Raw genomic sequence first — 23,819 nt, 5'->3', positions numbered from 1 at the left:
CGCGGCTCCTCGAGAAATTCCCCCCCGGCGCAATATAGGCGCCCGCCGGCGGCCGTGCACCACGAAAAGCCTCAGTCCGCGACCCATCGGGCCATCGCCTCGATGCCCCCGGTGACGTGCGGCGCATGCCGGCGCAGGAAGGCCTCGTCGAGCGTTTCGCCCTCGGCCAGCGCATCGAGCGCCGCCTGCCCGTCGAAATCGACGAAGGCCAGGCGCAGCGACAGCTCGTGCGGCGGCCGCCCGAAGGCCGCGCCGGGCAGGGTGGCCACGCCGGTTTCCTCCAGCATGCGCTCGCACAGGGTCTGGCTGTCCTCGATCCCGCGTCCGGCGAGCCTTTCGCGCAACGGATCGAAATTCGGGAAGGCGTAGAATCCGCCTCTGATCGGGTTGACCAGCGCGCCGGCGTCTTCCAGGCGCGCGGTGACGAATCCGGCGAGCGCCGCGAGCACCTTCCTCGACCGGTCGAGATAGAGCTCCATCTCCGGCCCGCCCTCGAAGGCGGTGATCGCGGCATGCTGGATCGGGGCGGAGACCGAGGTGTAGGTCTCGCTCGCCACGCTCGCCATCGCATCCTTCAGCCAGGAGAGCGCCTTGGGAAACGCGAAGAAGCCGAGCCGCCAGCCGCCGGCGCCGGCCCATTTGGAGATGCCGTCGGAGATGATCGTTCCGCCGCGATATATCCGCGCCGCGGACAGATGGCGGCCGTCGAACTGCACCCCGCCATAGATCTCGTCGGAGAGCAGCAGCATGCGGTAGCGCTTGGCCGCCTCCGCGATGGCGGTGAGGCTTTCGCGCGTATAGGCCGTACCGGTCGGATTGCCCGGCGAGTTGAGGATCAGCAGGCGCGGGCGCTGGGGATCGTGTGCGCAGACCCTGTCGATCGCAGCGGGCGTCACGCCGAGACCGGTCTCGATGTCGGTCGGCAGCCAGGTGACCGGCCGGCCGAGGATTTGCGCCTGCGGGGCGTAGCTCACCCAGCTCGGGGTCGGGATGACGAGATCGCCGTAATAGGCGAGCTGGACCAGGAACATCAGCTCCTTCGTGCCCGGCCCGACGAGGATGTCCTCCGGATCGAAATCCAGCCCCTGGGTGCGTTCGAGATAGCCGCAGATCGACTCGCGCAGTGCGGGCAGGCCCTGGACGGGCAGATAGTCCTTCTGGTGGGTGTTCCTCTCCAGCGCGCGCTGCATGACCTTCGGGACGGGGAAGGGGGACTGGCCGAGCCCGAGCTTCTTCACCTCCCGCCCGGCGGCCTTCAGCGCTGCGGACCTTTCGTTGATCGCCAGCGTCGCCGACACGGGCAGGCCGCGCACGTTCAGGCTCAGCTGGATCGTGGGCGAGAGGGACATCAGGTCAGGCGCTTCGGTGTCGGGCATGGAGGCGAACCTTCATTGGCGGGGGGAGGGTTCCGAGCCGGCTGGGGCCGGCCCGGGCGCGCGCCGATCCTAGCGGCAGGCGTGCGCGATGCCAAAAGCAGGGCGCTCACGGATTGCGATTCCCCGCCGCGGCCCTCTATGGTCGCGTGAAGTCAGCCAAATTAACCCATTGGAGAATGGCCCCCATGCGCGCATTGGTTTGCGAAGAGTTCGCTCCCTACTCCGAGTTGAAGGTCCACGACATCGAGGAGCCGGAGCTCGCACCGGGCATGGTGATGGTCGACGTGAAGGCGGCCGGGGTGAATTTCCCCGACATCCTCCTCGTGGAGGGCAAGTACCAGATGAAGCCGCCCACCCCGTTCGTGCCGGGCATGGAGGCGGCCGGCGTGGTCTCCGCGCTGGGCGAGGGCGCGCAGGGGGTGAAGGTCGGCGACCGCGTCATCGTGGCGACCATGCTCGGCGCCTTCGCCCAGAAGGTGCCCGCCCCGGCGGCGCAGACCGTTCCCATGCCGGATTCGATGAGCTTCGAGGAAGGCGCGGCCTTCACCACGATCTACGGCACCAGCTATCACGCGCTGAAGCAGCGCGCGAAGCTGAAGGAGGGCGAGACCATCCTGGTGCTCGGCGCGGCCGGCGGGGTGGGCCTCGCGACCGTCCAGATCGCCAAGGCGATGGGAGCGACGGTGATCGCCGCGGCCTCCAGCCACGACAAGCTGGAGGTGGCCAAAGAGGCCGGCGCCGATCACCTCGTCAACTACACGAGCGAGGATCTCAAGGCGAAGGTGAAGGAGATCACCTCCGGCAAGGGCGTCGACGTGGTCTACGATCCCGTCGGAGGCGACCTCGCCGAGCCGGCCCTGCGCGCGACGGGCTGGGGCGGGCGCTATCTCGTGATCGGCTTTGCCGCGGGCGACATCCCGAAGATTCCGCTCAATCTCGCCCTACTCAACAGCCGCGACATTCTCGGCGTGTTCTGGGGCGCCTGGGTCGGTCAGTTCCCGCGCGAGAACGCCCAGAACATGAAGGAGCTGTTCGATCTCTACGAGGCCGGCAGGATCCGGCCGCGCATCTCCGCGGCCTACGATCTGGAGGATTTCAGGAAGGCCTTCGCCGACATCATGGAGCGCCGCGTCATGGGCAAGGTTGTGCTCACCACCTGAGCTATTTCACGATCCGCGGCTTCGGGCGCTCGCCGCGCACATGGACCGTCTCGATGTCGGAGAATTCGCGCGGTGCGACGAAGTCCTTGCGGAACCAGGGATAGCGCGCCGTGTCGAATATCTCGTCGAGCCAGTCGAGCACCTTGCGCACGCGCGTGATCCGGCGCTGGTCGGGATGGTAGAACATCCAGAGCTTGACCGGGATGACGAGGTCGAGATCGAGATGGATCAGCTCGGGGAAGACTCGCGCGAGATAGGTGGGACCCATCGCGATCACCGAGCCGGAGCGCACTGCCTCCAGGAGGACCGAGCTTGAGTCGGTCGTCAGCGACGGCTTCATCATCTTCTTGATCGCCTGCGCCTCGCTCGGCCAGGCATCGCGAGTCTCCTCCTCGTAGCTTTCGAGGTCGCCGAGTCGGTGCTTGAGTGCGTCCACGAGGCCCTCCGGGCGCCCGTAGGTGTCCAGATAGGCCTGCGAGGTGAAGGGGACGAAGTGCAGCGTGGCGAGGTCCTTGGGAACCAGGTCCATGCGCTTGCTGGGCGTGTATTGCAGCATCACGTCGCAATAGGGGTCGATCGGCTTCTCGCCGGCCTGGAGCGTCGAGATCTCCAGCTTGATCGCCGGATTGGCCTCGACGAAACCGGGCAGCTGCTGGGCGATCCAGTAGCTGGCGATGCCGTCCGGTGCGGTCAGGCGGACCCGGCCCGCCTCGGCCTGGTCGGCCTGGCCGGCCACGCGCTCGATATCGCCGGCGGTGCTCTGCATGGTCTGGACGAGCGTCCAGATCCGCTCGCCGACATCGGTCAGCTCCACGCCTTCCGCGCCGCGCGTGACGAGGCGTGCGCCGATGCGCATCTCGAGCTGTTCGAGGCGCCGGCTCACGGTCGGCTGGACCACGCCGAGCAGTCGTGCCGCCTTGCTCATCGAGCCCGCCGAGACGAGCGCGTGAAAGATCTTCAGGTCATTCCAGTCGAAGCGCGGTTCGCGATCTGAACTGGACACGGTCTAGGCTCCCTCATTTTTGCGCATGGGTGCCATTCCACTTTTGGTGCAGCGCGACGGCTCGATAAAGTTTAATACTTTATTAAGGCTCTGCGAGGGACTCATGACTGCGCATACCACTCTAAATGGCACGCCGCGAGGCGACGCGCCACGCACCACCCTGCTGAAACATCTGTTCAGGCGGCGGGGCTTCGAATCCACATCTGATCTGACCACGATTGAGGCCGCGTTAAAAGCATGCGCCAGCGTGCTCGGCGGCGGCCAGGCGGATGCGGCCACCGTGAAGGCCTGCGAGGACCGGACCGGGCGCTGCTTCTTCGTGCGCCATGCGCCGGACGGCTCGGTGGAGGGCTTCATCGCGCTGCTCTATCTCAACGAGGCCGGCTACGAGGCGCTGATGCGCGGGCGTTTCGCCCCGGTCGATCCCTGGCTCGGCCATCTCACGCAGCGTGACGAGGATGCGAGCGCGATCTATGTCTGGTGCCTCGCCGCCAACGGCGAGGAAGCCCGCCGGGCCCTCGTTAGGGCGGTCACCGAGGCGCGCCGCAGGGCCTTCGAGCACATTCCGCTCTTCGCCCGGCCGGTGAGCCGGGAAGGGCGCATGATGACCGCTGCGCTCGATGCGCCGAACGGCCCGGCGGCCTGGCTCGGCTGGGTGCCCCAGGCCGAGCATGTCATCACCCAGTCCAGCATGGCGGCGGGCCATGCCCCGCAGGAGGAGGTTCGCGATGGACGGATCGAGGCCTGACGACTTCGCCCGCTCTCCCGGCCCGGTGAAGGTACGCGTGGTCCGCACGCTCGACGACTTCCAGAAGATCGTGGCCCTGCGCGCGCTCATCTACATGGCCGAGCAGGACTGCCCCTATGACGAGGAGTTCGACGGCAACGATCTCGCCGGGGCGACACACCTGCTCGCCGAGATCGGTGGAGAGCCGGTCGGCTGCATGCGGGTGCGCTGGTTCTGCGACTTTGCCAAGGTCGAGCGCTCCTGCGTGCGGCCCGACTTCCGCTCCTTCCGGATCGGCTGGGTGATGATGGACCACGCGATCGATCTCATTCGGCGCAAGGGCTATCGCAAGGTGCTCGGCCATGCCCAGGAGCACCTCGTCGGCTACTGGGAGCGCTACGGCCTTTTGCCTCGCAACGAACGCGATACGTTCGTGTTCTCCGATCGGGCCTACCGCGAGGTGCTCGGCATTTTCCCGCAACGCGAGGATGCTTTGCACCTCGACGTCGACCCCCTGGTTCTCGACCGCCCCGAAGGCGCGTGGGACCGCCCCGGACCGCTTGACCGGTCCGCCGCACGCGGCGCAAAGTCGGCGATGCCGGCGACCGCCAAATCGGACAAATCCCCGTCCGGGGCGGCTGGCGCCGGCAAAACGGGGGGCCGCGCCGGGCGCGGTCGCAGGGAAACGGTTTAAGGACTATGAGACTGGGCGCGCCTGTCCTGCTCTGCGTTGATCTGCAGCAGGAATTCGTGGTGCCGGGCCGGCCATGGGCCGATCCGGACGGCGAGGACATAGCCGAGGTCTGCATCGCGGTGCTGGGCGCCGCCCGGCAGGCGGGATGGCAGCTCGTGCACAGCCAGCTGCATCGCGGCGGCCCGATGCTGGCCGGCGAGGGACTGCACCAGTCGATTCCGGGCTGCGAGCCGAAGCCGGGCGAGGTTCTGCTGCGCCGGGCGGGAATCTCCGCCTACGCCCATCCCGACCTTGATTCCATCATGGAGAGTGCGAGCGCCGGTGTGGTGATGATCGGCTTCTCCGCGCCGATGTCGCTGACCACCACGCTGTACGACGCCGAGGAGCGCGGCCATCCGCTGCGCCTTCTCGAGGAGGCCTGCGGCTCGGCCGATGTCGGCGACTGGAGCGCGGAGCACACCCGCGGACTGTGCATCGACACCGCCCGCCGGCTCGGGCGCGCGACCACCCGCAGCGAATACCGCGACGTGTTCGGCCACTGCATCCCCAGCGCGACGCATCTGCGCACGCTCGCCCACAACCGCCTGCGCCTGGTGCCCTGAGGCTCCCGGGGCTTGCGGTGCGCGCGCGCCGCGTGGTTCTCTCCAGCCGATCTTGATCCTGGAGGAGACCCGCCATGCTTCGCGCCGCCCTTGCCCTGTCCGTCGCCGCTTCGGCCCTGACCGCCCCCGCCCTCGCGCAGGACGCGGACCGGCAATGGTCCATCGTCGTCCATGGCGGGGCCGGCGTGATCGAACGCGAGAACATGGATGCCGCGACCGAGGCGGCCTATCGCGACGCGCTGGAACTGGCCGTGCGCACCGGCGGGGAGATCCTGGAGAACGGCGGCAGCGCGCTCGACGCGGTCGAGGCGGTCATCCACGGCCTTGAGGACGATCCCAAGTTCAATTCCGGCCGCGGCGCGGTCTTCACCTCGGCCGGCACGAACGAGCTCGACGCCTCGGTGATGCGCGGCTCCGACCTCGCTGCCGGCGCGGTCGCGGGCGTCACCAATGTGCGTCACCCGATCTCGCTCGCCATCGCGGTGATGGAAGACAGCCCGCACGTCATGCTGGCCGGGGAGGGGGCGGAGACCTTCGCCGCCGAGCAGGGCCTCGAACTCGTCGATCCTTCGTACTTCTTCACCGAGCGGCGCTGGCAGTCCATGGTGCGCGCCGTCGAGGCGATGGGCCTGCCCGTTCCGCAGCGCCCGGAGAACGCCCCCGAGCCGGAACCGGTCGAGGAGGGCGCGCTCGACCTGATGGAGGCCGAGCACGCCTTCGGCACGGTCGGCGTCGTGGCCATGGACGAGACCGGCACGGTCGTGGCGGGCACCTCCACCGGCGGCACCACCGCCAAGCGCTGGGGCCGGGTCGGGGATTCCCCGATCATCGGCGCGGGCACCTATGCGGCCGGCGAATGCGGCGTCTCGGCGACCGGCACGGGCGAGTACTTTATCCGCCTCAACGTCGCCGCCCGCATCTGCTGGGGCATCGAGGAGGGCGCCCTGACGCCGGCCGAGGCCGCGCGGGCGAGCGCAGACCGCGTGATCCACGCCGATCTCGGCGCGCTCGGCGGGGATGGCGGCATCGTCATGCTCTACGAGGGCGAGCCGGTCTGGAGCTTCAACACGCCGGGCATGTATCGCGCCTCCCTGAGAGAGGACGGCGAGCCTGTGGTGCAGATCTTCGGCGACGAGGGGTAGGGCCCGGCTGTTCGACCCTGCGCCCTCACACCGCCATGTTGTCGATGAGGCGTGTCTTTCCCACTCGGACCGCGGCGAGCACGCGGGCGGGCTCCTCCAGGGTCTCGGTCTCGATGGCCTGCAGCGTGTGGGCGTTGCGGATCTCGATGTAGTCGACGGCGTCGAACACCTCTTCGGCCCGTGTACGCGCGTGCAGGAGGCTGGTCTCAAGCGGCTTGCCGCTCGCCGCCTCTTGGGCGAGGTCCTTCAGGATGAGGTTGAGCTGGCCGGCCCGGCCGCGCTCCTCCGCGGACAGGTAGGCGTTGCGCGAGGACATGGCGAGCCCGTCGCCCTCGCGCAGCGTCTCGCCCGCGACGATCTCCACGCCGAGATCGAGATCGGTGACGAGGCGGCGGATGACGAGGAGCTGCTGATAGTCCTTCTCCCCGAACACGGCGGTGTCGGGACGGACCTGGTTCAGAAGCTTGGTGACGACCGTGGCGACGCCCCCGAAGAAATGCGGCCGCGTCTGGCTTTCCAGGCCGAAGGCCGGGCCGTCGACATGCACCGCGCTGGCGAAGCCGGTCGGATACATCTCGCGCACCGTGGGGGCGTAAAGCAGGTGGCAGCCGGCCTCGGCGAGCTTGGCCGCGTCCTCCTCCAGTGTCCTGGGATAGGTCTCGAAGTCCTCGCCCGGCGCGAACTGGGCGGGGTTGACGAACACGCTCGCCACCACGCGATCGGCGCGTTGCAGGGCGGTCCTGACCAGCGAGATGTGCCCGGCGTGCAGCGCGCCCATGGTGGGTACGAAGCCCACTGTGTACCCGGCCTCGCGCCAGCTCTGGACCTCGTCTCGAAGTCCGGCGACAGTGTCGGTCATGCTGAGCGGCAAGGACATGAGGGCTCCATGAAGCGGGCAGGGTGCGCGCACGCTATCCGGGGGCGCCTGCGCCAGGCAAGCGCGGGCCTCGCCGTGCTGGCGCTCGCCGGCTGTGCGAGTGCGCCGGCGCCTGCCCCCGTGCCCGATTCGCAGGCCGCGCGTCTCGCGGCCCTGCTGCAGGCGGCCGCGCGCGCCGGAGATCCGCGCCTGGAAACCGCCAGGGAGGAGATGGCTGCGCTCGAATCGGCCTTGACCGCTGGCGAGGCCGCCCCGCAGGTGGAACCGCAGCCTGCCGCCTCGCTCGACCCGCCGCCCGATCTCTCGCGAATGGAGCCGGTCTTCCACGCCGCGCACATCGCCTCCTATCGCAGCATGGACCTCGCCGGGCGCGGCTGGGCGATCTACCGCCAGGACCCGGCTCTCTCCGGGCATGAGGCCGTCGCGGCCGAGGTGGAGCTCGATTCCGGGCGGTGGTATCGTCTCAAGGTCGGCCCGTTCGATACGCGCGGCGCCGCCGCTTCGCTTTGTGCGGAGCTGGAGTCGCGCGGAGACTGGTGTGCAGTGACCGACTTCACCGGCACCGCTCTCGCGGAGTGAAGCTGCGCGCGCCCCTTCTGCGCCGCCCCGGCCCGGATTATCTGTATCGCCATGAAGACGCCGAGCCCCTTCGAGCTGAAAGACCGCACGCCCGCGCCGCCGCGCGCCGGGGCGCGGCCCGCCCATGTCATCGTGGTGGGCAACGAGAAGGGCGGGGCGGGCAAGTCCACCGTGGCGATCCATCTCGCCATCGCCCTGATGCGCATGGACCGCCAGGTCGGCGTCATCGATCTCGACGTGCGCCAGTCCACGCTCGCGCGCTATCTCGACAATCGCCGGCGCTGGTGCGAGCGGCGCGGGGTCGAGCTGCCCCTGCCCGAACAGGAACACGTCAGGCCCAGTGCGGCGCGTTCGCTCGACGAGGCCGAGGCCGAGGAGAACGAGGCCTGGCAGAACGCGCTCACCGCACTGAAGGCGCGCTGCGACTTCGTCGTCGTCGACGTGCCCGGCGCCGACACCCATCTTGCCCGGCTCGCCCATTCGGCGGCCGACACGATCATCACCCCGGTCAACGACTCCTTCGTCGATTTCGACCTTCTCGCCGAGGTCGATCCGGATACCTACGAGGTCGGCCGGCCGAGCCTATACTCCGCTCTCGTGTGGGATTGCCGCAAGCAGAAGGCGGTCCGGGAGAAGAAGTCGATCGACTGGGTGGTGATGCGAAACCGCATCTCCACGCTCGATGCGCGCAACAAGCGCCGGGTCGGCAAGGGGCTGAAGAAGCTCTCCGAGCGGGTCGGCTTTCGTCTGGCGCCGGGCTTCGGCGAGCGCGTCATCTACCGCGAGCTCTTCCCGCTCGGCCTCACCCTGCTGGACCTCACCCAGGACGGGTCGGCCATGCAGTTCACCTTGAGCCATGTCGCCGCGCGCCAGGAATTGCGCGATCTGCTGATCGTGCTGAAGCTGCCGGGCCTGGAAGGCGAGAAGATCCCGTTCTGAGCGGCAAGGAGGGCGGATGAGCATTCTCTTCGGCCTCCTGGTCGCGGCCGCCGCCATGCTGGGCCTCGGCTGGCTGTTCTCGCGCATGAAGGCCGGGAGCGCGGCGCAGAGCACGCGCATCGTCCTCGGGGTGCTCGGCGTGCTGGCCGGCATCGTTCTGACCGTGCGCGGGCTCGCCGTGGTGGGCGTGCCGCTCGCCGGTGCCGCGATGGGACTGCTCGGGGTCGCGATGCGGCGCGGGGGCGCGAAACCGGGGCCGGGAGCGGAAGGCGGCCGCGATTCTCGCGGCGCTCCGCCGCCCCGCCGGGTGGGCATGAGCGTTGCCGAGGCGCGCGAGATCCTCGGCGTCGGTCCGCAGGCGGACGAGGCGGAAATCCGCAAGGCCCACCGCGAGCTGATGAAGAAGGTCCATCCCGATACCGGCGGTTCGGGCGGGCTCGCGACGCGCGTCCAGGAGGCGCGCGACGTGCTTCTGGAAAATCTGAGGCGCTAGGCCTGCGGGCTCACCGCGAAGCAGGGCTCGCCCATGCGTGCGAGCCGCTCGCACACGCGCCGGGCAGCATCCGCGTCCAGCCGGTCGAAGCGGGCGCGCCACAGCGTGCGTCCCTGGCGCTCGACCGGCTCGGTGACCGGTGCGGCGCGCGCGATCTCGGCATCGCCGAGCGTCGCCGACAGGCTTTCCAGGCGCGCGCGTGCCGCGGCCTGCGAGGCGTAGGCACCGACCTGCACCGCCCAGGCCGGTTCGGTGACGAGGCGCGGTTCCGCGAGCGGGTCGGCGTCGGCGAGGATCACCGCGGCCGCCGGGGCGCCGTCGTTCGAGCCGACCGCGACCGGCCCATCGAGACCGGCGAGTTCGGCGGTCATCAGCTCGCGCTCGCGCACCGGGTTGAGCCGGGGCAGGTCGAGGCTCGCGAGCAGGCGGCTCTGGGCGCGCGCGTCGAGCGCGGTGTAGGCCGCCTCGATCAGCTCCTCGGCATGGGCGTCGCGCACCGAGCCGGTGCGCCCGCCCATCACCACCGTGACGAGGCGGTGCTCGCCGCGCTGGGAGGTCGTCACGACATTGAAGCCCGAGGCGCGGATATAGCCGGTCTTCAGCCCGTCCACGCCCTCGACCCTGCCCACCAGGCTGTTGTGATTGCGGTAGGTCGCGCCGTCGTAGGCGAAGCGCTCCTCGGCGAAATAGTGGAAGTGCTGCGGGAAATCGCGATGCAGGGCATGGGCGAGGCGGGCCATGTCGCGCGCCGTGGTCAGCTGCGCGGGATCGTGCAGGCCGGAGGCGTTGCGGAAGGTGGTCGAGGTCAGGCCGAGCTCGCGCGCCCTCGCGGTCATCGCCTCGGCGAAGGCGGATTCGCTGCCCGACAGGTGTTCGGCGACCACGACGGCGACGTCGTTGGCGCTCCTCACCACCAGGGCGCGGATCGCCTGCTCGACCTCGATCGTGTCGCCGGCGGCGAGGCCGAGATCGGAGGCCGGGCGCGAGGCGGCCTCGGCGGAGGCCGTCATCGTGTCGGTCAGCGCGACATCGCCGCGCTCGATCGCCTCGAACAGCATGTAGAGCGTCATCATCTTCGTCAGCGAAGCCGGATGGCGCGGCGCATCGGCCTGGCGCGCATGCAGGACCTGGCCGCTGTCCATGTCCGCGACGAAGGCGGCGCTGCGGCTCTGCGCGTGCGCGGACCCGGCCGAAATCGTGGCGGCGAGCACGAGGAGGAGGGCGAGACAGGCTCTGATCATGGCCCCATGCTGGGCCGCGCGGCGTTGAAATCGCGTTAACCGCAAGGGTTGAAACGGATTTTGTGCACTGCACAAAAAATGCTTGACTTTTGAGCTCTCGAACGCCATTTTTGCTGCAGCTGCGAAGAGGGCGGCTGAAGGAGAGACGCTCATGGCCGAGGACACGAAACCTGCTGCCAACCCCGAGCCGAAGCCGGCCGAGGCCGCGCCGGCGAAGGTCGTGCCGTCCGCTCCGAAGGCTGCCGCGAATTCCAACGGCGCGCCGAAGCCGGCCGCTTCGAAGGCCGCAGCCCGGAAACCGCAACCGCAACCGCAACCGCAACCGAATACCAAGCCCCAACCCCAGCCGAAGGCCAAGCCGCGCCAGCCTTCCGCGCCCCGCAAGATTACCGGAGAGACCTTCATGTCCAACGCCAAGAAAGACACCGCCACCGAAACCCTCGACAAGGTGACCCAGGCCTCCAACAAGGCCGTCAAGGAGGGCTTCGAGAAGTCCCTGAACGCCCTGAACGAGTTCAGCGCGTTCCAGAAGGATACCGTCGATGCCGTGATCGCCTCGGCGACCGCCACGTCGAAGTCGCTCGAGGAGCTGAACGCCAACTCGATCGCCTTCGCCAAGAAGTCGATGGAAGAAGGCGTCGCCGCCGCCAAGTCGATGTCCTCGGCGAAGTCGCTTCAGGAGCTCATCGAGATCCAGGCCGACTTCACCAAGTCCTCGCTCGAGGCCTACCTGGCCGAAGTGAACAAGGCGACCGAGCTGATGAGCGGCATGTTCAAGGACGGCTTCAAGCCGCTGAACGACCGCTTCGCGGCCGCCGTCGAGGTCGCGCAGTCGCAGCGCTAAGACGAATTTGCCGGGCAGCGCCCGATGGCGCGCCCGGCAACCGATTTCCTCCCGACTGGCCCGGCACCGCAAGGTGACCGGGCCTCTTTTTTGTGATCCTCCTATAACCGCAATTCTTGCGCGCGCCAACTGTGGTTTTTGCGCGCCGGGCTGCGCACAACCGATTTCGGGGGCTTCCCAGGAACCGGTCACCCACTATTTAATTACTTCTGTCAGGGTGATGTGGAGCGCGGCGTCCGAAGATGCGGGACGCCGGCCACCGGCAAGGACTTTGAAGACCGCCATGACCGAACGGCGCAGCCCAGACCAACCCGGACGGGGAACCGGTCTGGCCCTAAAGCCGAAAGTGAAGACGCAGCGCCCCTCGATGTACAAGGTGCTGCTCCTCAACGACGACTACACGCCGATGGAATTCGTCGTCGAAGTCCTCATGGGGATTTTTCACAAGTCCCCTGAAGAGGCGACTCGCATCATGCTCCATGTGCACCAACATGGAGTGGGGGTGTGCGGCGTCTTCACCTACGAGGTGGCCGAGACCAAGGTCGCCCAGGTGATGGACGCGGCGAGGCAGAGCCAGCATCCGTTGCAGTGCACGATGGAAAAGGATTAGCGACGTGCCCTCATTTTCTCCAGCTCTCGAACAGAGCCTGCACCGCGCGCTCGCAGCCGCCAACGAGCGCAAGCACGAATACGCGACCCTCGAGCACCTGCTGCTCTCGCTCTGCGACGACGAGGACGCCGGCGCGGTGATGCGCGCCTGCGACGTCGATGTCGACGAGCTGCGTTCCACGCTCACCGAATACGTCGACGAGGAACTCGCGAGCCTCATCCTGAAGGAGGCCGAGGACGCCAAGCCGACCGCCGGCTTCCAGCGCGTCATCCAGCGCGCGGTCATCCACGTGCAGAATTCCGGCCGCGAGGAGGTCACCGGCGCGAACGTGCTCGTTGCCCTGTTCGCCGAGCGCGAGAGCCATGCCGCCTACTTCCTCGCCGAGCGCGACATGACCCGCTACGACGCGGTCAACTTCATCTCCCACGGCATCGCCAAGAAGCCCGGCGCGACCGAGACGCGCACCGCCCGCGGCGCGGAGGAGCCGGAGGAGGAAGCCCGCGCCGAGGACAAGGACGATGCGCTCGCGGCCTATTGCGTCGATCTGAATGCCAAGGCGCGCAAGGGCGGGGTCGACCCGCTGATCGGCCGCGAGGCCGAGGTGGAGCGCTGCGTCCAGGTGCTGTGCCGCCGACGCAAGAACAACCCGCTGCTCGTCGGCGATCCGGGTGTCGGCAAGACCGCGATCGCGGAAGGCCTGGCGCGCAAGATCGTCGAGGCCGAGGTGCCCGAGGTGCTCGCCAACGCCACGATCTACTCGCTCGACATGGGCACGCTGCTCGCCGGCACGCGCTATCGCGGCGATTTCGAGGAGCGCGTGAAGCAGGTGGTCAAGGCGCTCGAAGCCAAGCCGCACGCCATCCTGTTCATCGACGAGATCCACACCGTGATCGGCGCCGGCGCGACCAGCGGCGGGGCTATGGACGCCTCCAACCTGCTCAAGCCCGCGCTCCAGTCCGGCAGCCTGCGCTGCATGGGCTCGACGACCTACAAGGAATACCGCCAGCACTTCGAGAAGGACCGCGCACTCGCGCGCCGCTTCCAGAAGATCGACGTGGTGGAGCCTTCCGTCGCCGATACGATCAAGATCCTGCAGGGCCTGAAGCCGTATTTCGAGGAATTCCACGACATCCGCTTCACCAGCGAGGCGCTGAAGGCGGCCGTGGAGCTGTCCGACCGCTACATGGGCGACCGCAAGCTGCCCGACAAGGCGATCGACGTGATCGACGAGGCCGGGGCCTCGATGCGCCTGCTCGCCGCGTCCAAGCGCAAGAAGACGATCGGCGTCAAGGAGGTCGAGGCCGTCGTCGCCAAGATGGCCCGCATCCCCCCGAAGAGCGTGTCGAAGTCCGACGAGCAGGCGCTGAGAAGCCTCGACGTCGACCTGAAGCGCGTGGTCTACGGCCAGGACGAGGCGATCGAGAAGCTCGCCAGCGCGATCAAGCTCGCCCGTGCCGGGCTTCGCGAACCGCACAAGCCGATCGGCTCCTACCTGTTCTCCGGCCCGACCGGGGTGGGCAAGACCGAGGTCGCGCGCCAGCTCGCCTCGATCCTCGGGGTGGAGCTGCTGCGTTTCGACATGAGCGAGTACATGGAGCGCCACACGGTGAGCCGCCTCATCGGCGCGCCTCCGGGCTATGTCGGCTACGACCAGGGCGGGCTGCTGACCGACGCGATCGACCAGCATCCCCACTCGGTCCTGCTGCTCGACGAGATCGAGAAGGCCCATCCGGACATCTTCAACATCCTGTTGCAGATCATGGACAACGGCCAGATCACCGACACCAACGGCAAGAAGATCGACTGCCGCAACGTGGTCCTGATCATGACCACCAATGCCGGCGCCTCCGACGCCGCCAAGGAAGCCATCGGCTTCGGGCGCGGCAAGCGCGAGGGCGAGGACCAGGCCGCGATCGAGAAGCTGTTCACGCCGGAATTCCGCAACCGCCTGGACGCGACCATTCCCTTCGCCGGCCTCTCCCAGGCCATCGTCGGGCGCGTGGTGGAGAAGTTCGTCCTCGAGCTGGAAGCCCAGCTCACCGACCGCGGCGTCAGCTTCGAGCTCACCGAGGCGGCCACGAAATGGCTCGCCGAGAAGGGCTATGACGAGAAGTTCGGCGCCCGCCCGCTCGGCCGCGTGATCCAGGAGCACATCAAGAAGCCGCTCGCCGACGAGATCCTGTTCGGCCAGCTGAAAAAGGGCGGCGTCGTCAAGGTCGACATCGACCCGGCCGACGAGAACCGCCTCGACTTCGAGATCATCCCCGCCGACCGCCTGAAGAAGCCCGGCAGGGGCGCCACGAAGAAGAGCGAGGAACCGGTCGAATAGGGGCCGGGTAACGCGAGATAGCGGTCAGACAGCAGCGCCCCGCGGTGAGAGGATCACCGCGGGGCCTCTCTTTTCTGCGCTGCCGGTATACGACCCGCCTCACAAACCCCATCCCGGCTCCACCCGCGCGATCGGGCCGCAGTCTGCCTGGGGCGACAAGAATATAGACCGGGGAAAGGAATCATCACTTTTTTGAAAATGTGCCCAGGCACGCCGGGGTGTCGGGCGCGCGAATGTCGCTAGTGCCATGCCTCGACATAGGGGAGGCTGGCCTCATGCGCCGCAACTTCATTTTTGCCCTGATCTTCGGGACCCTGTTCTTCATTCCAATCGTCCTGCTCCTGGGAGAGCAGGACGGAGGGATCGCAAACTATGCATTTTACTGGTTTGCGTCCGTGGTCGCACTCTTGTTCGTCCGCTGGCTGACCACGATCCGGGACGCGATCGAGGCGTCTGGCCAGGCCAAGAGGGCTGCCGGAGCGGCGGCCGGGGCCGAGGCCGGTGGCGGCGCGGTCGTCGAGGCGGCGCAGCCGGCCGGCAACAGCCAGCAGACCTATCTCCAGATGCTGACCGGCTTGCTGCTGGTCGGGGAATACATCGTGCTTGCGCTGATCCTCGTTCCCTTCGCCGTGGCAGCCTATCTTCTCGATCTCGGCCTTGACGTGACCGGCATGAGCAGTGACCGGCAGATCGGTCTCATGCTCGTGCTCGGTTCGGTGCTCGGCGCGGGTTGGCTGGTCCTGCTGGAATGGTGGGGCAAGGTTCGCATCGCCCTGCCGCTCATTCCAATTCCCCTGCTTTTCATCATGCCGCTATCGGTGATTGGCGGACTCTACCTGGTCTTCACCGGCTAGAGCGCTGCGGGGTCCCGCTCCTCGGAGGGGAGCGGGACTCACCGCAGGAAGCTCAGGATGCGGCCGGTGACGGCTGGGTTCCTCAGCACGCCGCGGTGGCCGAGCCCGTCGTAGAATTCCACCTCCGCCCCCGGCCAGGCCTGCGCGATGTCGTGCGAGCTCTGCGCGCGCACGATCTGGTCGCCGGTGCCGTGCACGAAGAGGGCGCGGGCCCGCATCGCAGGCGCATCGCGGGCGATGTCGAAGTGCTCGATCGGCTCGCCGAGGCGCTTCTCGATGCCGTCCAGCATCAGGCGCACGGCGCGCCGCGTGAGCCCCATCGAGCGGCCCTGGAATTCCACGTTTTCCGGCAGCGAGCGCGGCGAGGCGAGGGCGACGAAGACCTGCGGCGCGATGAGGCCGCGTGCAGTGGCGATGACGGTGGAGGGACAGCCCATCGAGTGCGCGACCACGCCGTGCGGCGCGCCGAACGCCTGCGCGGCGGCGCCGAGGCCGGCGGCGAAATCGAGCATGGAGGTCTTGCGTCCCTCGCTCTCGCCATGGGCCGGTCCGTCGATCAGCACGACGCGGTAGCCGGCCTGCATGAGCGCTTCGGCATGGGTGGCGAGGTCGGCGCTGTCGGCTTCCCAGCCGTGCATGAAGAAGAGCGTCGGCCCATCCCCTCCGGCATAGGCGCGCTGCGCGCCGATCGGTCCGGGGAAGGTCTCGCGCGCCAGCGTCTCGAGAAAGTCCCGCCCGCGCTCGCTCTGGCGCCTGGCGCGCGGGGTGACGAAGGCGGAGACGGCCTTGCGGGTAAAGCTCTGCGGGGCGATCCAGGCGGCCGCATTGGCCATCAGGATCGCGGGCTTGGGCATCTGGGTCATCTAGCTGTGAGCCTTGAAGAGGTCGGAGAAGGCGGCGCGGGCGAGGGTAGCGGCATCATCCCGGCCCTGGATCGGACCGGCCGACTGGGTGGCGAGCCCGGTTCCCTCGAAGCGGAAGGCGAAACTAGCCGGGTCCGTGTGCGCGGCGAGGCCGCCTTCGGCAACGGCGATCCGGGCGAGCCGTTCGACCCAGGACGTGAAGTCGCGCCGCGACTGACGGGCGGTCTCGGCAGCCTGCGGCGTCAGGCCCGGCGCCTCGAACGCGGCCTGCAATATGGGGCAGGGGCGCGTGAGAAGGAGCCAATCCGTCCAGCGGTCGGCAAGCGTCTCCAGCCGGGCGCGCGCGCCCTTTTGCGCGCGGGCCGGTTCGATCACCTGGTCGCGGAACCGGTCGATCGCAGCCTCGATGATGGCGTTCTGCAGCGCGTCCTGGCCGCCGAAGCGGGCGAACAGGCCGCTCTTGCTCATCCCCGCCGCCGCGGCGAGCTTGCCGACGGACAGGCCGGCAAGGCCGGTTTCGGGCAGGGCCTCGAGGGCGGCATCGAGGATTCGGGTGCGGGTGTCGGTGCTCATGAGCAACTTATACGAACGTTCGTTCTATAGCGCAAGCGGAAGCGCGCTCTGCCCCTGTGACCGGTCCGCGAGGCGGGCAGGCCAGCCTGCGCGCTGCCGGCCGGCGTCAGGATGCAGGGCAAGTGTCCGCCAGATAGGCGGCGAGATCGCCATGGCGCGGGTCGGCCAGGACATGGCGGACATAGGCGTCGCGTTCCGCGTTCATGATCTGCATGTCCCAGACGCAGAAGGATTCGGTCACGGCGCTGCGCCAGCCTGCGCCTTCATCCACGAAGACGCGCGTGGGAAGCTCGTTCTCGCGGTCCCACCAGGCCAGCACGGCATAGTCCATGCCGCGCCCCTGGTGCAGGATCAGGAAACCGACGCCGGGCCGCCCCGGCGCGGGCGCGTCCGGCAGGGCGCACAGCGCCATCGCCTCTCCGCGCGCGAAGCGGTCGGGCTCGAACCGCGCGGTCCGCATCCAGACCTCGTAGACCTTGATCGCCCATCCGGCGGTCTTGCGCAGCCCCGCAAACCGCATGGGCCTGTCTTCGTAGGGCGCAAACCCGCCAAGCGGGTTCCTCTCCGGCCCCGGGTCGCGATGCGTCGTCATGATGCTAGTCCAGCGCCGCGCGGATCTTCTCCGCCAGCTCCTCGAGCTCGGCGGTGCGGGCCTGTCCGCCGCCGCCGTGCTGGCCCATCGCCCGGCCTTCCCAGCGCGGGATGATGTGGAAGTGGATATGGAAGATGGACTGGCCGGCCGGCGCGCCGTTGAACTGCGTGACAACGACCCCATCCGGATCGAGCGCCTCGACGACGGCCTGCGCGATGCGCTTGACGCGCGCGATCGCCTTGCCGGCCATCTCGTCGGACAGTTCCAGGAGATTGCGCGCCTTCTCCTTCGGGATGACGAGGGTGTGGCCCGGACTCTGCGGATAGAGGTCCATCACCGCCAGGACCGCCTCGTCCTCATAGACCTTCACCGCCGGGATCTCCCCGCGCAGCATCTTCGCGAAGATGTTGGCGTCGTCATAGCTGCCGGTCAGGCTCATTGCTGCGATCTCCCTTCCTCGTTTGAGGATCAACACCTACCGGTTCGCACGGGTTCAGGCCAGAGCGTCAGTCCTTCTTGAACGGCGTCTCCGCGCCCAGAGCCCCGATCTCGGCCTGCACCGCCGCGCGTTCGCGGGCGAGGAAGCGGTCGACGGCCTGGGCGAAGCTCTCCTGGGTCAGGTGATGGGCCGAATGAACCGCTTGCGGCCGGTAGCCGCGCGCCATCTTGTGCGGCCCCTGTGCGCCGGCCTCGACGCGCTTCAGACCGTGTTCGATCGCGTAATCGACGGCCTGGTGATAGCAGAGTTCGAAATGCAGGCTGTCGCGGTGTTCAAGAGCCCCCCAATAGCGTCCGTAGAGTGCCTGCGAGCCGATGAAGTTGAGGGCGGCGGCGATGTGCTCGCCTTCTCTCTTCGCCATCACCAGCAGGACGCGATCGGCCATGCGTTCATGGATCAGCGAGAAGAACGCGCGATTGAGGTAGGGCGAGCCCCATTTGCGCGCGCCGGTCTCCTGATAGCAGGCGAAGAACACGTCCCAGTGATGCTTGGTGAGCGCGTCGCCGCTCAGCCGCTCGATCTCGAGGCCGTGCTGCGCGGTGCCGCGTTCCTTTTTCAGCGCCTTGCGCTTCCTCGAGGCGAGATCGGCGAGGAAATCCTCGTGGCTCTGGTAGCCGCGGTTCTCCCAGATGAACTGGATGTCGGTCCGGCCCAGCAGACCCGCATCGCGCAGCTCGCCCCATTCGGCCTCGAACGGAAACAGCACGTGCCAGCCCGAAAGCCCCCACTCGGCCGCGACATGGCGCGCGGCGTCGACAAGCGCGCCGCGCACGGCCGGATCGCGGGCCAGGACCCGCCTCCCGGTCACCGGCGTGAACGGCACGGCGGTCACGAGCTTGGGGTAATACTGGCCGCCGGCATTCTCGTAGGCGTTCGCCCAGCCGTGATCGAACACGAACTCGCCGTAGGAATGTCCCTTCAGATAGAGCGGCAGCACGCCGAGCAGTTCACCGCTGCCTTCATCCTCGGCGAGCAGATGCTTCGGCCCCCAGCCGGTTTCCTCCACCGCGCATCCGGAGGTCTCCAGCGCGTCGAGAAAATCCCAGGACAGGAACGGTTCGAACGGCGCACCTTGCGGGTTCGCCACGCTGTCCCACGCCTCCCGGGAGACTTCGGCGAGGCGTTCGATCATCCGGATTTTCAAAGGCATGGACGTTCCGCGCAGCCGTGGGGCTTCCGAGATATAGCCCGCTGCGGCCGGGGAAGGGAGGGCGCCGGTGCAATCGCCCGGCGCAGCCCTATTTCAGCCCGATCTCCCTCAGGCGCTCGTCGAGATAGTCGTGCGCCGTGATCGGCACCGGGTAGCGATTCGGATTCTCGTCCGAGATGCAGCCCGGCAGGGTCTCGATCATGAAGTCCGGATTGAAGTGCAGGAAGAAGGGCGTGGAATAGCGCGGGAATTTCATGCGCTCGGCCGAGGGGTTCACCACGCGGTGCGTGGTCGAGGGCAGGACGTTGTTGGTCAGGCGCTGCAGCATGTCGCCGACATTGACCACAAGCGCGCCCTCGGGCGGCTGGATCGGGAGCCACTCGCCGCTGCGCGTCTTGACCTGCAGGCCGGCTTCTTCCGCGCCGAGCAGCAGGGTGATGACGTTGATGTCCTCGTGCGCGCCTGCGCGTACCCCGCCAGGCGTGCCCTCGATCGGAGGGTAGTGCAGCAGCCGCAGTACCGAGTTTCCCTGATCGACGGTCTTCTCGAACCAGCGCTCGGCCAGCCCCAGATGGCGCGCGATCGCTGTCAGGAGGATCGCTCCCATCTCGTCGAGGGCCTCGTACAGCGCCTTCGTCGAGATATCGAAGCCTTCGACCTCTTTCACCGGAATGTTCGCCGGCATGTAGCTTTCGTACTTGTGGCCCGCGGGCAGGTCGCGCCCGCGATGCCAGAATTCCTTCAGGTCGCGCTCCTTGGCGCCCTTGGCGATCTCGATGCCGAAGGGCGTGTAGCCCCGCGCGCCCCCCCCGCCCGGAACGTGATAGCTACGCTTCACCTCCTCGGGCAGGGCGAAGAAGGCCTTGGTGTCGGCGAGCGCGCGCCCGATCACGCCGGTATCTACGCTATGGTCCTTGATCACGGCGAAGCCGTATTCGCGGAACGAGCGGCCGAGCGCGTCGGCAAAGCCCTGCGGATCGGTCTCGGCGCTCTTCAGGGAGACCGGGACGATGGAATCTTGGGTGAGGGTCGAGGTCATCATGGACATCCGTGTAAGCCGGGCTCGCGCGCTCGTGAAGACCTGCGCGCTTGACCGGATTGTCGCAGGTACCACCTTGCAGGGCGACGTCAATTTCAAGGAGCGACTGTTATGACCGCGCCGATCGAATTGCACTACTGGCCCACACCCAACGGATGGAAGATCACCATCGCGCTCGAGGAGATGGGCCTTCCCTACGAGGTGAAGCCGGTCAATATCGGTGCCGGCGACCAGTTCAAGCCGGATTTCCTGAAGATCAGTCCGAACAACCGCATGCCGGCCATCGTCGATCCCGACGGTCCGGACGGTCAGCCCATCTCGATCTTCGAGAGCGGCGCGATCCTGCAGTATCTGGCGCGCAAGACCGGCCGGTTCTACGGCGAGACCGAGCGCGACCGGGTCAATGTCGATCAGTGGCTGATGTGGCAGATGGGCGGGTTGGGCCCCATGGCCGGACAGGCGCACCATTTCCGCAGCTACGCCCCGAAGATCGAGAGCAACCCGGAGAGGATCGTCTATGGCCGCGAGCGCTATACCAACGAGGTCAACCGGCTCTACGGCGTGCTCGACAAGCAGCTCGCCGGCCGCGACTACGTCGCCGGGTTCTATTCCATAGCCGACATGGCGATCTGGCCTTGGATCCTGCCCGAGGGGCAGGGCCAGAACCTCGACGACTTCCCCAACCTGAAGGTCTGGTACGAGCGCCTGAAGGAGCGGCCCGCCCTGCGCCGGGGGCGCGATGTCGGCAAGGACCTGCGCCGTTCGCTCGACGAGGATTCCGAGGAGATGAAGAAGGCCCGCGCTGTGCTTTTCGGGCAAAAGGCGCGCGAGTAATCGTCTCCTGCCTCGCTGCGCGCTTTGATCGGCCCTTCGCCCATGCTTGACTTGGTCGGTCGAAGGAGGGGCGAGGGGCTCGGTGGACATCGCGGCGGACAGACCGATTCTCGCACGGCGCCTGGTCTGGTGGCTCGTGAGCGTGCCGGTGCGTGCCCTTCGTCCGGCGCTCTTCCTGGCCCTGGCCGCGGGTGCGGTGTGGTATGGCTGGCGCGGCGCGGTCTCCTACGAGGCGCGCACGGGCTGGTCGCCGCAGACGGCGACGCTGGAGCGGCGCATCGAGCGCGCCTTCCTTGAAACCGTGCCCGAGGGCGCCGCGCCGGGCGATGTCTGGCTCGCCGCGCTGCGCGGCAGCCTGGACCCGGCCCGACTGCCCCAGCCCGACCTCGACCTCGCCCGCTCGCTTGCCGGCGCGCTCGATCCGATGGCGGGGCGCGAGCGTCTTGCCCTGGCTGTGCTCTCGGAGGCGCGTACGCCCGCCGCGATCGAGGCCGAGCTGCGCGCGAGGCCGGACTGGCAACGGCGGCGCCGCCTCGACCGAGCCCTCGAGGCGCGTCTAGAGGAGGCCCGGCAGGCTGGGCTCGACCCCCCCGAACTCGTATTCGCAGACCCGCTGGTGCGCGAGCGCTTCGCCGCTGCCGACCGGCTCTACGGGCGTACGCTGGCGGGGATGGAGGCCTGGTTCGCCGATCCGGCCGGCCGCACCTTGCGGCTCGACCGCGTACCCGGCTGGGCCGGGCGCCTGGACCGTCCGGTGGAGCTGCGTGGCGGCGTGCAGGGGCTCATCGCAGAGGCGTACGCGGCCCTGCGCGACACGCCGCGCGCGACAGGCGCGTGCGAGACCGGCTTCATCGTCAAGCCCGCGCCCGACCCGGCCGCGCTGAACCTTGCCGCGCTCGCCGCCGCACTCGAGGCCGATGCACTGGAGGCCGGCGGGGGAGCCGCGGCCGGGGCGCGCCTGCTGCTCGCCGCGCGCAAGGCGGACATCATGCATCCCGAGCTCGCGGGACGCCTTGCCGGGGATGCGGGCGGGCAGGCCCGGCTGCTCGGGTCTCTGGCGCCCTTCCTGGAGGAGGCCGGGGAGATCTACAGCCAGCCGGTGCGATCGGCTGCGGAACTCGGTGCGGCGGCCGGGCAGGGCCTGGCCGGCGCGGACGTCGACGGGCTCACCGCGCTCGCTGCCGGCACCGCGGAGCTTCGACGGCGGGTCGGCACGGGCGCGGCGCTGCGCCTGCTCGCGGCGGTCCGCACGCCGGAGGATCTCGCCCGCCTCAACGCCCTTGCCGGCGTGATCGGGCCTCAGACCCTTGCCCTGTTCCACCTGCATGCCGACCCCGAAGCCCTCCTGGATCTTGCAGACGGCGCACCGCGCGTGAGGCTGGAGGAGATCGGCGCCTGGCGGCTGTCGGCGGGGCTCGCGGCCCTTGCCCTGTTGCTTGCGCTCAGCGCACCGCTCGGCGCGCACCTGGAGGCCGCCACGGGCAGGCGGAGCGGACTGCGCGCGTTTGCAAATCGTACGGAGAGCTTAATCCTTCGCAAGAAAATCTAACGAAAATAAACGGTTAAAACGCGTTATTCTTGATGTGCCTTAACCGTGTGGATACCAAGGCGCGCCATTCTCCCTCTCACACGACGGGTCCCGAAGGGGCTTGAGTGGATGGGATCGCCGGATCGACACCGCCAGCAAGGCGGGCGACCGGCAGCAAGAATGGGGATTTGAAGATGGCGTTCACCGACGTCGAAACCGCGCAGGTCCACGAAGCGGTCACGGGCGAGCCGAAAGGCGACGATCTGTGCAAGCTGGGCCTCATCTATTCGACCGGCCAGGGCGGCGTGATCGACTATGTCGAGGCGCACAAATGGTTCAATCTCGCGGCCCTGATGGGCTCGGAAGCGGCCAAGCACTATCGCCGCGAGCTGTCCGGGGAGATGGACTCCGACCAGATCGCCGCGGCCCAGCGCGCCGCGCGCGAGTGGCTCGCCACCCGCCACTAGTCGACTCGTCGGACGCGTCAGTTGTCGTCGAACACCTCGTTGGCCAGCGCGTAGCCGAAGGCCTGGTTGAACGGCACGATATTGCTGACGTATTGCTCGACGAAGAGATTGACCTCGGCGATCGCCGAGCGCGGCACGAACACGATATCGTGACGCGCCAGGGGGATGGCGTCGCCTCCGTTGCCCGACAGCGCCGCATTGAGATCGACCGTGCGCATCATGGTCCGCCCGTCCGGCCCGCGCCGCAGGATGACCACCTCGCGCCGCTTGGCCGTCGGCTGGAAGCCGCCGGCGAGCATGACCGCCTCCAGCGCGCCGGTCCGCCCGTCGGGCAGGGCGTAGAGGCCGGGCTGGTTGACTTCCCCGCCGACCAGGATCTGCTGCGAGCCGAAGTCGCTCGCGCGCACTTCCACGATCGGATCGCGCAGGACGGCGGCATAGCGCTGCGCGATCGCGCGCGCGGCCTCGGGCTCGCTCTGCTGCGAAATCATCACCGCGCCAACCATCGGCAGATGAGCGCGCCCGTCGGGCGCGATCGTCACCGTGCCGGAGAGCTCGGGGGCCGTGTAGACGGTGACCTCGATCTGGTCGCCGGGAAAAAGCCGGTAGGAGGGCGCGCTGTCGTCCCATGCGGCAAATCGCGCAGGCTCGAAGCCGCGCGCGGGCTCGGGACCGGAGGCGCAGGCCGGCACGAGCAGGGCCGCGAGGGCAAGACCGGCGAGGAGCCGCGGGCGGCAGGCCATGGCGCACCTTTGCTTGAAATTCAGACCGTCCGGGCAGACTGGGCCCGTTACGGCTAAGGAA

The 23,819-nt window shown here is 68.4% G+C and carries 26 protein-coding genes; 15 read left to right on the top strand and 11 right to left on the bottom strand.

Annotated features, from left to right (window positions below; all coding sequences use genetic code 11):
• Nucleotides 1-71: 71 nt before the first annotated feature.
• On the bottom strand, nt 72-1,376 hold the full coding sequence (locus tag JW792_RS05720) for a pyridoxal phosphate-dependent aminotransferase (RefSeq protein WP_206340911.1): 1,305 nt from the start codon (nt 1,374-1,376) through the stop codon (nt 72-74).
• Between the two features lie 185 nt (nt 1,377-1,561).
• Here JW792_RS05720 and JW792_RS05715 point away from each other — a divergent pair, with 185 nt between their 5' ends.
• Nucleotides 1,562-2,536: an NADPH:quinone oxidoreductase family protein gene (locus JW792_RS05715; protein ID WP_135996565.1), complete on the top strand. Its 975-nt coding sequence runs from the start codon at nt 1,562-1,564 to the stop codon at nt 2,534-2,536.
• 1 nt (nt 2,537) lies between these two features.
• Here the strand turns inward: JW792_RS05715 and JW792_RS05710 are convergent, their stop codons facing one another.
• Nucleotides 2,538-3,539 carry a LysR family transcriptional regulator gene (locus tag JW792_RS05710; RefSeq protein ID WP_241095077.1) on the bottom strand — a complete coding sequence of 334 codons (1,002 nt, stop codon included), beginning with the start codon at nt 3,537-3,539 and terminating at the stop codon, nt 2,538-2,540.
• 103 nt (nt 3,540-3,642) lie between these two features.
• On the opposite strand from JW792_RS05710, the gene JW792_RS05705 reads away from it, so the two are divergent.
• From JW792_RS05705 to JW792_RS05690, 4 genes are all read left to right on the top strand, one after another.
• Nucleotides 3,643-4,287, top strand: coding sequence for a hypothetical protein (locus JW792_RS05705; RefSeq protein ID WP_192900987.1), 645 nt, complete (start codon nt 3,643-3,645; stop codon nt 4,285-4,287).
• 37 nt (nt 4,288-4,324) lie between these two features.
• Nucleotides 4,325-4,960: a GNAT family N-acetyltransferase gene (locus JW792_RS05700; RefSeq protein WP_241095076.1), complete on the top strand. Its 636-nt coding sequence runs from the start codon at nt 4,325-4,327 to the stop codon at nt 4,958-4,960.
• A gap of 5 nt (nt 4,961-4,965) precedes the next feature.
• The gene (locus tag JW792_RS05695; protein WP_135996567.1) at nt 4,966-5,562 is read left to right on the top strand and encodes a cysteine hydrolase family protein; all 597 of its coding nucleotides are present in this window, start codon (nt 4,966-4,968) and stop codon (nt 5,560-5,562) included.
• Nucleotides 5,563-5,636: 74 nt separating this feature from the next.
• The gene (locus JW792_RS05690; RefSeq protein WP_135996568.1) at nt 5,637-6,704 is read left to right on the top strand and encodes an isoaspartyl peptidase/L-asparaginase family protein; all 1,068 of its coding nucleotides are present in this window, start codon (nt 5,637-5,639) and stop codon (nt 6,702-6,704) included.
• A gap of 25 nt (nt 6,705-6,729) precedes the next feature.
• Here JW792_RS05690 and panC read toward each other — a convergent pair whose 3' ends face one another.
• The gene (panC, locus tag JW792_RS05685; RefSeq protein WP_241095075.1) at nt 6,730-7,563 is read right to left on the bottom strand and encodes a pantoate--beta-alanine ligase; all 834 of its coding nucleotides are present in this window, start codon (nt 7,561-7,563) and stop codon (nt 6,730-6,732) included.
• Nucleotides 7,564-7,590: 27 nt separating this feature from the next.
• Here panC and JW792_RS05680 point away from each other — a divergent pair, with 27 nt between their 5' ends.
• Genes JW792_RS05680 through JW792_RS05670 form a run of 3 tightly spaced genes read left to right on the top strand, consistent with a single transcriptional unit; the run spans nt 7,591 to nt 9,592 of the window.
• Nucleotides 7,591-8,160, top strand: coding sequence for an SPOR domain-containing protein (locus JW792_RS05680; RefSeq protein WP_135996572.1), 570 nt, complete (start codon nt 7,591-7,593; stop codon nt 8,158-8,160).
• A gap of 51 nt (nt 8,161-8,211) precedes the next feature.
• On the top strand, nt 8,212-9,099 hold the full coding sequence (locus tag JW792_RS05675; protein WP_135996574.1) for a division plane positioning ATPase MipZ: 888 nt from the start codon (nt 8,212-8,214) through the stop codon (nt 9,097-9,099).
• Between the two features lie 16 nt (nt 9,100-9,115).
• Nucleotides 9,116-9,592, top strand: a complete 477-nt coding sequence (locus tag JW792_RS05670; RefSeq protein ID WP_206340910.1) for a J domain-containing protein — start codon at nt 9,116-9,118, stop codon at nt 9,590-9,592.
• Here JW792_RS05670 and JW792_RS05665 read toward each other — a convergent pair.
• Nucleotides 9,589-10,833, bottom strand: a complete 1,245-nt coding sequence (locus JW792_RS05665) for a D-alanyl-D-alanine carboxypeptidase family protein (RefSeq protein ID WP_135996575.1) — start codon at nt 10,831-10,833, stop codon at nt 9,589-9,591. The genes JW792_RS05670 and JW792_RS05665 overlap by 4 nt on opposite strands.
• 151 nt (nt 10,834-10,984) lie before the next feature.
• Between JW792_RS05665 and JW792_RS16955 the strand changes: the two genes are divergently transcribed.
• The 4 genes from JW792_RS16955 (at nt 10,985) to JW792_RS05645 (ending at nt 15,470) form a co-directional block, all read left to right on the top strand.
• Entirely contained in the window at nt 10,985-11,677 is a 693-nt protein-coding gene (locus tag JW792_RS16955) for a phasin family protein (RefSeq protein ID WP_241095074.1), read from the top strand.
• A gap of 283 nt (nt 11,678-11,960) precedes the next feature.
• Nucleotides 11,961-12,287, top strand: coding sequence for an ATP-dependent Clp protease adapter ClpS (clpS, locus tag JW792_RS05655; protein WP_135996577.1), 327 nt, complete (start codon nt 11,961-11,963; stop codon nt 12,285-12,287).
• 4 nt (nt 12,288-12,291) lie between these two features.
• Complete coding sequence (gene clpA / locus JW792_RS05650) at nt 12,292-14,616, top strand: ATP-dependent Clp protease ATP-binding subunit ClpA (protein ID WP_135996579.1); 2,325 nt, start codon at nt 12,292-12,294, stop codon at nt 14,614-14,616.
• Nucleotides 14,617-14,891: 275 nt separating this feature from the next.
• Entirely contained in the window at nt 14,892-15,470 is a 579-nt protein-coding gene (locus tag JW792_RS05645) for a hypothetical protein (protein WP_135996581.1), read from the top strand.
• 38 nt (nt 15,471-15,508) lie between these two features.
• Here the strand turns inward: JW792_RS05645 and JW792_RS05640 are convergent, their stop codons facing one another.
• The 6 genes from JW792_RS05640 to JW792_RS05615 all read right to left on the bottom strand — a co-directional run bounded on the left by JW792_RS05640 (nt 15,509) and on the right by JW792_RS05615 (nt 20,189).
• Nucleotides 15,509-16,333: an alpha/beta fold hydrolase gene (locus JW792_RS05640; RefSeq protein ID WP_135996583.1), complete on the bottom strand. Its 825-nt coding sequence runs from the start codon at nt 16,331-16,333 to the stop codon at nt 15,509-15,511.
• Complete coding sequence (locus JW792_RS05635; protein WP_135996585.1) at nt 16,334-16,906, bottom strand: TetR/AcrR family transcriptional regulator; 573 nt, start codon at nt 16,904-16,906, stop codon at nt 16,334-16,336.
• Nucleotides 16,907-17,012: 106 nt separating this feature from the next.
• The gene (locus tag JW792_RS05630) at nt 17,013-17,498 is read right to left on the bottom strand and encodes an isochorismatase (RefSeq protein ID WP_135996587.1); all 486 of its coding nucleotides are present in this window, start codon (nt 17,496-17,498) and stop codon (nt 17,013-17,015) included.
• Between the two features lie 4 nt (nt 17,499-17,502).
• A complete protein-coding gene (locus JW792_RS05625; RefSeq protein ID WP_135996589.1) occupies nt 17,503-17,937 on the bottom strand; it encodes an HIT family protein in 435 nt (144 codons plus the stop codon).
• A gap of 67 nt (nt 17,938-18,004) precedes the next feature.
• Nucleotides 18,005-19,129 (bottom strand): GNAT family N-acetyltransferase, encoded by a 1,125-nt coding sequence (locus tag JW792_RS05620; protein WP_241095073.1) that lies wholly within the window; start codon nt 19,127-19,129, stop codon nt 18,005-18,007.
• A 106-nt stretch (nt 19,130-19,235) separates the two neighbouring features.
• The gene (locus tag JW792_RS05615) at nt 19,236-20,189 is read right to left on the bottom strand and encodes an isopenicillin N synthase family dioxygenase (protein WP_206340909.1); all 954 of its coding nucleotides are present in this window, start codon (nt 20,187-20,189) and stop codon (nt 19,236-19,238) included.
• Nucleotides 20,190-20,297: 108 nt separating this feature from the next.
• On the opposite strand from JW792_RS05615, the gene JW792_RS05610 reads away from it, so the two are divergent.
• From JW792_RS05610 to JW792_RS05600, 3 genes are all read left to right on the top strand, one after another.
• Nucleotides 20,298-21,020, top strand: coding sequence for a glutathione S-transferase N-terminal domain-containing protein (locus JW792_RS05610; RefSeq protein WP_135996595.1), 723 nt, complete (start codon nt 20,298-20,300; stop codon nt 21,018-21,020).
• An 82-nt stretch (nt 21,021-21,102) separates the two neighbouring features.
• Nucleotides 21,103-22,569 (top strand): hypothetical protein, encoded by a 1,467-nt coding sequence (locus tag JW792_RS05605; protein WP_135996596.1) that lies wholly within the window; start codon nt 21,103-21,105, stop codon nt 22,567-22,569.
• Nucleotides 22,570-22,742: 173 nt separating this feature from the next.
• A complete protein-coding gene (locus JW792_RS05600; RefSeq protein WP_135996598.1) occupies nt 22,743-23,015 on the top strand; it encodes an SEL1-like repeat protein in 273 nt (90 codons plus the stop codon).
• Nucleotides 23,016-23,032: 17 nt separating this feature from the next.
• Here the strand turns inward: JW792_RS05600 and JW792_RS05595 are convergent, their stop codons facing one another.
• Nucleotides 23,033-23,758 (bottom strand): polysaccharide biosynthesis/export family protein, encoded by a 726-nt coding sequence (locus JW792_RS05595; RefSeq protein ID WP_135996600.1) that lies wholly within the window; start codon nt 23,756-23,758, stop codon nt 23,033-23,035.
• Nucleotides 23,759-23,819: the final 61 nt, after the last annotated feature.

The organism is Marinicauda algicola (assembly GCF_017161425.1).
Taxonomy (GTDB): Bacteria; Pseudomonadota; Alphaproteobacteria; order Caulobacterales; family Maricaulaceae; genus Marinicauda; species Marinicauda algicola.
This window is presented reverse-complemented; position numbering and strand designations above follow the sequence as displayed.

Excerpts from the sequence above, each read along its gene's own strand:
- JW792_RS05720 (WP_206340911.1), bottom strand. The coding sequence starts at position 1,376 with ATGCCCGACACCGAAGCGCCTGACCTGATGTCCCTCTCGCCCACGATC.
- JW792_RS05715 (WP_135996565.1), top strand. The coding sequence starts at position 1,562 with ATGCGCGCATTGGTTTGCGAAGAGTTCGCTCCCTACTCCGAGTTGAAG.
- JW792_RS05705 (WP_192900987.1), top strand. The coding sequence starts at position 3,643 with ATGACTGCGCATACCACTCTAAATGGCACGCCGCGAGGCGACGCGCCA.
- JW792_RS05695 (WP_135996567.1), top strand. The coding sequence starts at position 4,966 with ATGAGACTGGGCGCGCCTGTCCTGCTCTGCGTTGATCTGCAGCAGGAA.
- JW792_RS05690 (WP_135996568.1), top strand. The coding sequence starts at position 5,637 with ATGCTTCGCGCCGCCCTTGCCCTGTCCGTCGCCGCTTCGGCCCTGACC.
- panC (WP_241095075.1), bottom strand. The coding sequence starts at position 7,563 with ATGACCGACACTGTCGCCGGACTTCGAGACGAGGTCCAGAGCTGGCGC.
- JW792_RS05680 (WP_135996572.1), top strand. The coding sequence starts at position 7,591 with ATGAAGCGGGCAGGGTGCGCGCACGCTATCCGGGGGCGCCTGCGCCAG.
- JW792_RS05675 (WP_135996574.1), top strand. The coding sequence starts at position 8,212 with ATGAAGACGCCGAGCCCCTTCGAGCTGAAAGACCGCACGCCCGCGCCG.
- JW792_RS05670 (WP_206340910.1), top strand. The coding sequence starts at position 9,116 with ATGAGCATTCTCTTCGGCCTCCTGGTCGCGGCCGCCGCCATGCTGGGC.
- JW792_RS05665 (WP_135996575.1), bottom strand. The coding sequence starts at position 10,833 with ATGATCAGAGCCTGTCTCGCCCTCCTCCTCGTGCTCGCCGCCACGATT.
- JW792_RS16955 (WP_241095074.1), top strand. The coding sequence starts at position 10,985 with ATGGCCGAGGACACGAAACCTGCTGCCAACCCCGAGCCGAAGCCGGCC.
- clpS (WP_135996577.1), top strand. The coding sequence starts at position 11,961 with ATGACCGAACGGCGCAGCCCAGACCAACCCGGACGGGGAACCGGTCTG.
- JW792_RS05645 (WP_135996581.1), top strand. The coding sequence starts at position 14,892 with ATGCGCCGCAACTTCATTTTTGCCCTGATCTTCGGGACCCTGTTCTTC.
- JW792_RS05640 (WP_135996583.1), bottom strand. The coding sequence starts at position 16,333 with ATGACCCAGATGCCCAAGCCCGCGATCCTGATGGCCAATGCGGCCGCC.
- JW792_RS05635 (WP_135996585.1), bottom strand. The coding sequence starts at position 16,906 with ATGAGCACCGACACCCGCACCCGAATCCTCGATGCCGCCCTCGAGGCC.
- JW792_RS05630 (WP_135996587.1), bottom strand. The coding sequence starts at position 17,498 with ATGACGACGCATCGCGACCCGGGGCCGGAGAGGAACCCGCTTGGCGGG.
- JW792_RS05625 (WP_135996589.1), bottom strand. The coding sequence starts at position 17,937 with ATGAGCCTGACCGGCAGCTATGACGACGCCAACATCTTCGCGAAGATG.
- JW792_RS05620 (WP_241095073.1), bottom strand. The coding sequence starts at position 19,129 with ATGATCGAACGCCTCGCCGAAGTCTCCCGGGAGGCGTGGGACAGCGTG.
- JW792_RS05615 (WP_206340909.1), bottom strand. The coding sequence starts at position 20,189 with ATGATGACCTCGACCCTCACCCAAGATTCCATCGTCCCGGTCTCCCTG.
- JW792_RS05610 (WP_135996595.1), top strand. The coding sequence starts at position 20,298 with ATGACCGCGCCGATCGAATTGCACTACTGGCCCACACCCAACGGATGG.
- JW792_RS05600 (WP_135996598.1), top strand. The coding sequence starts at position 22,743 with ATGGCGTTCACCGACGTCGAAACCGCGCAGGTCCACGAAGCGGTCACG.
- JW792_RS05595 (WP_135996600.1), bottom strand. The coding sequence starts at position 23,758 with ATGGCCTGCCGCCCGCGGCTCCTCGCCGGTCTTGCCCTCGCGGCCCTG.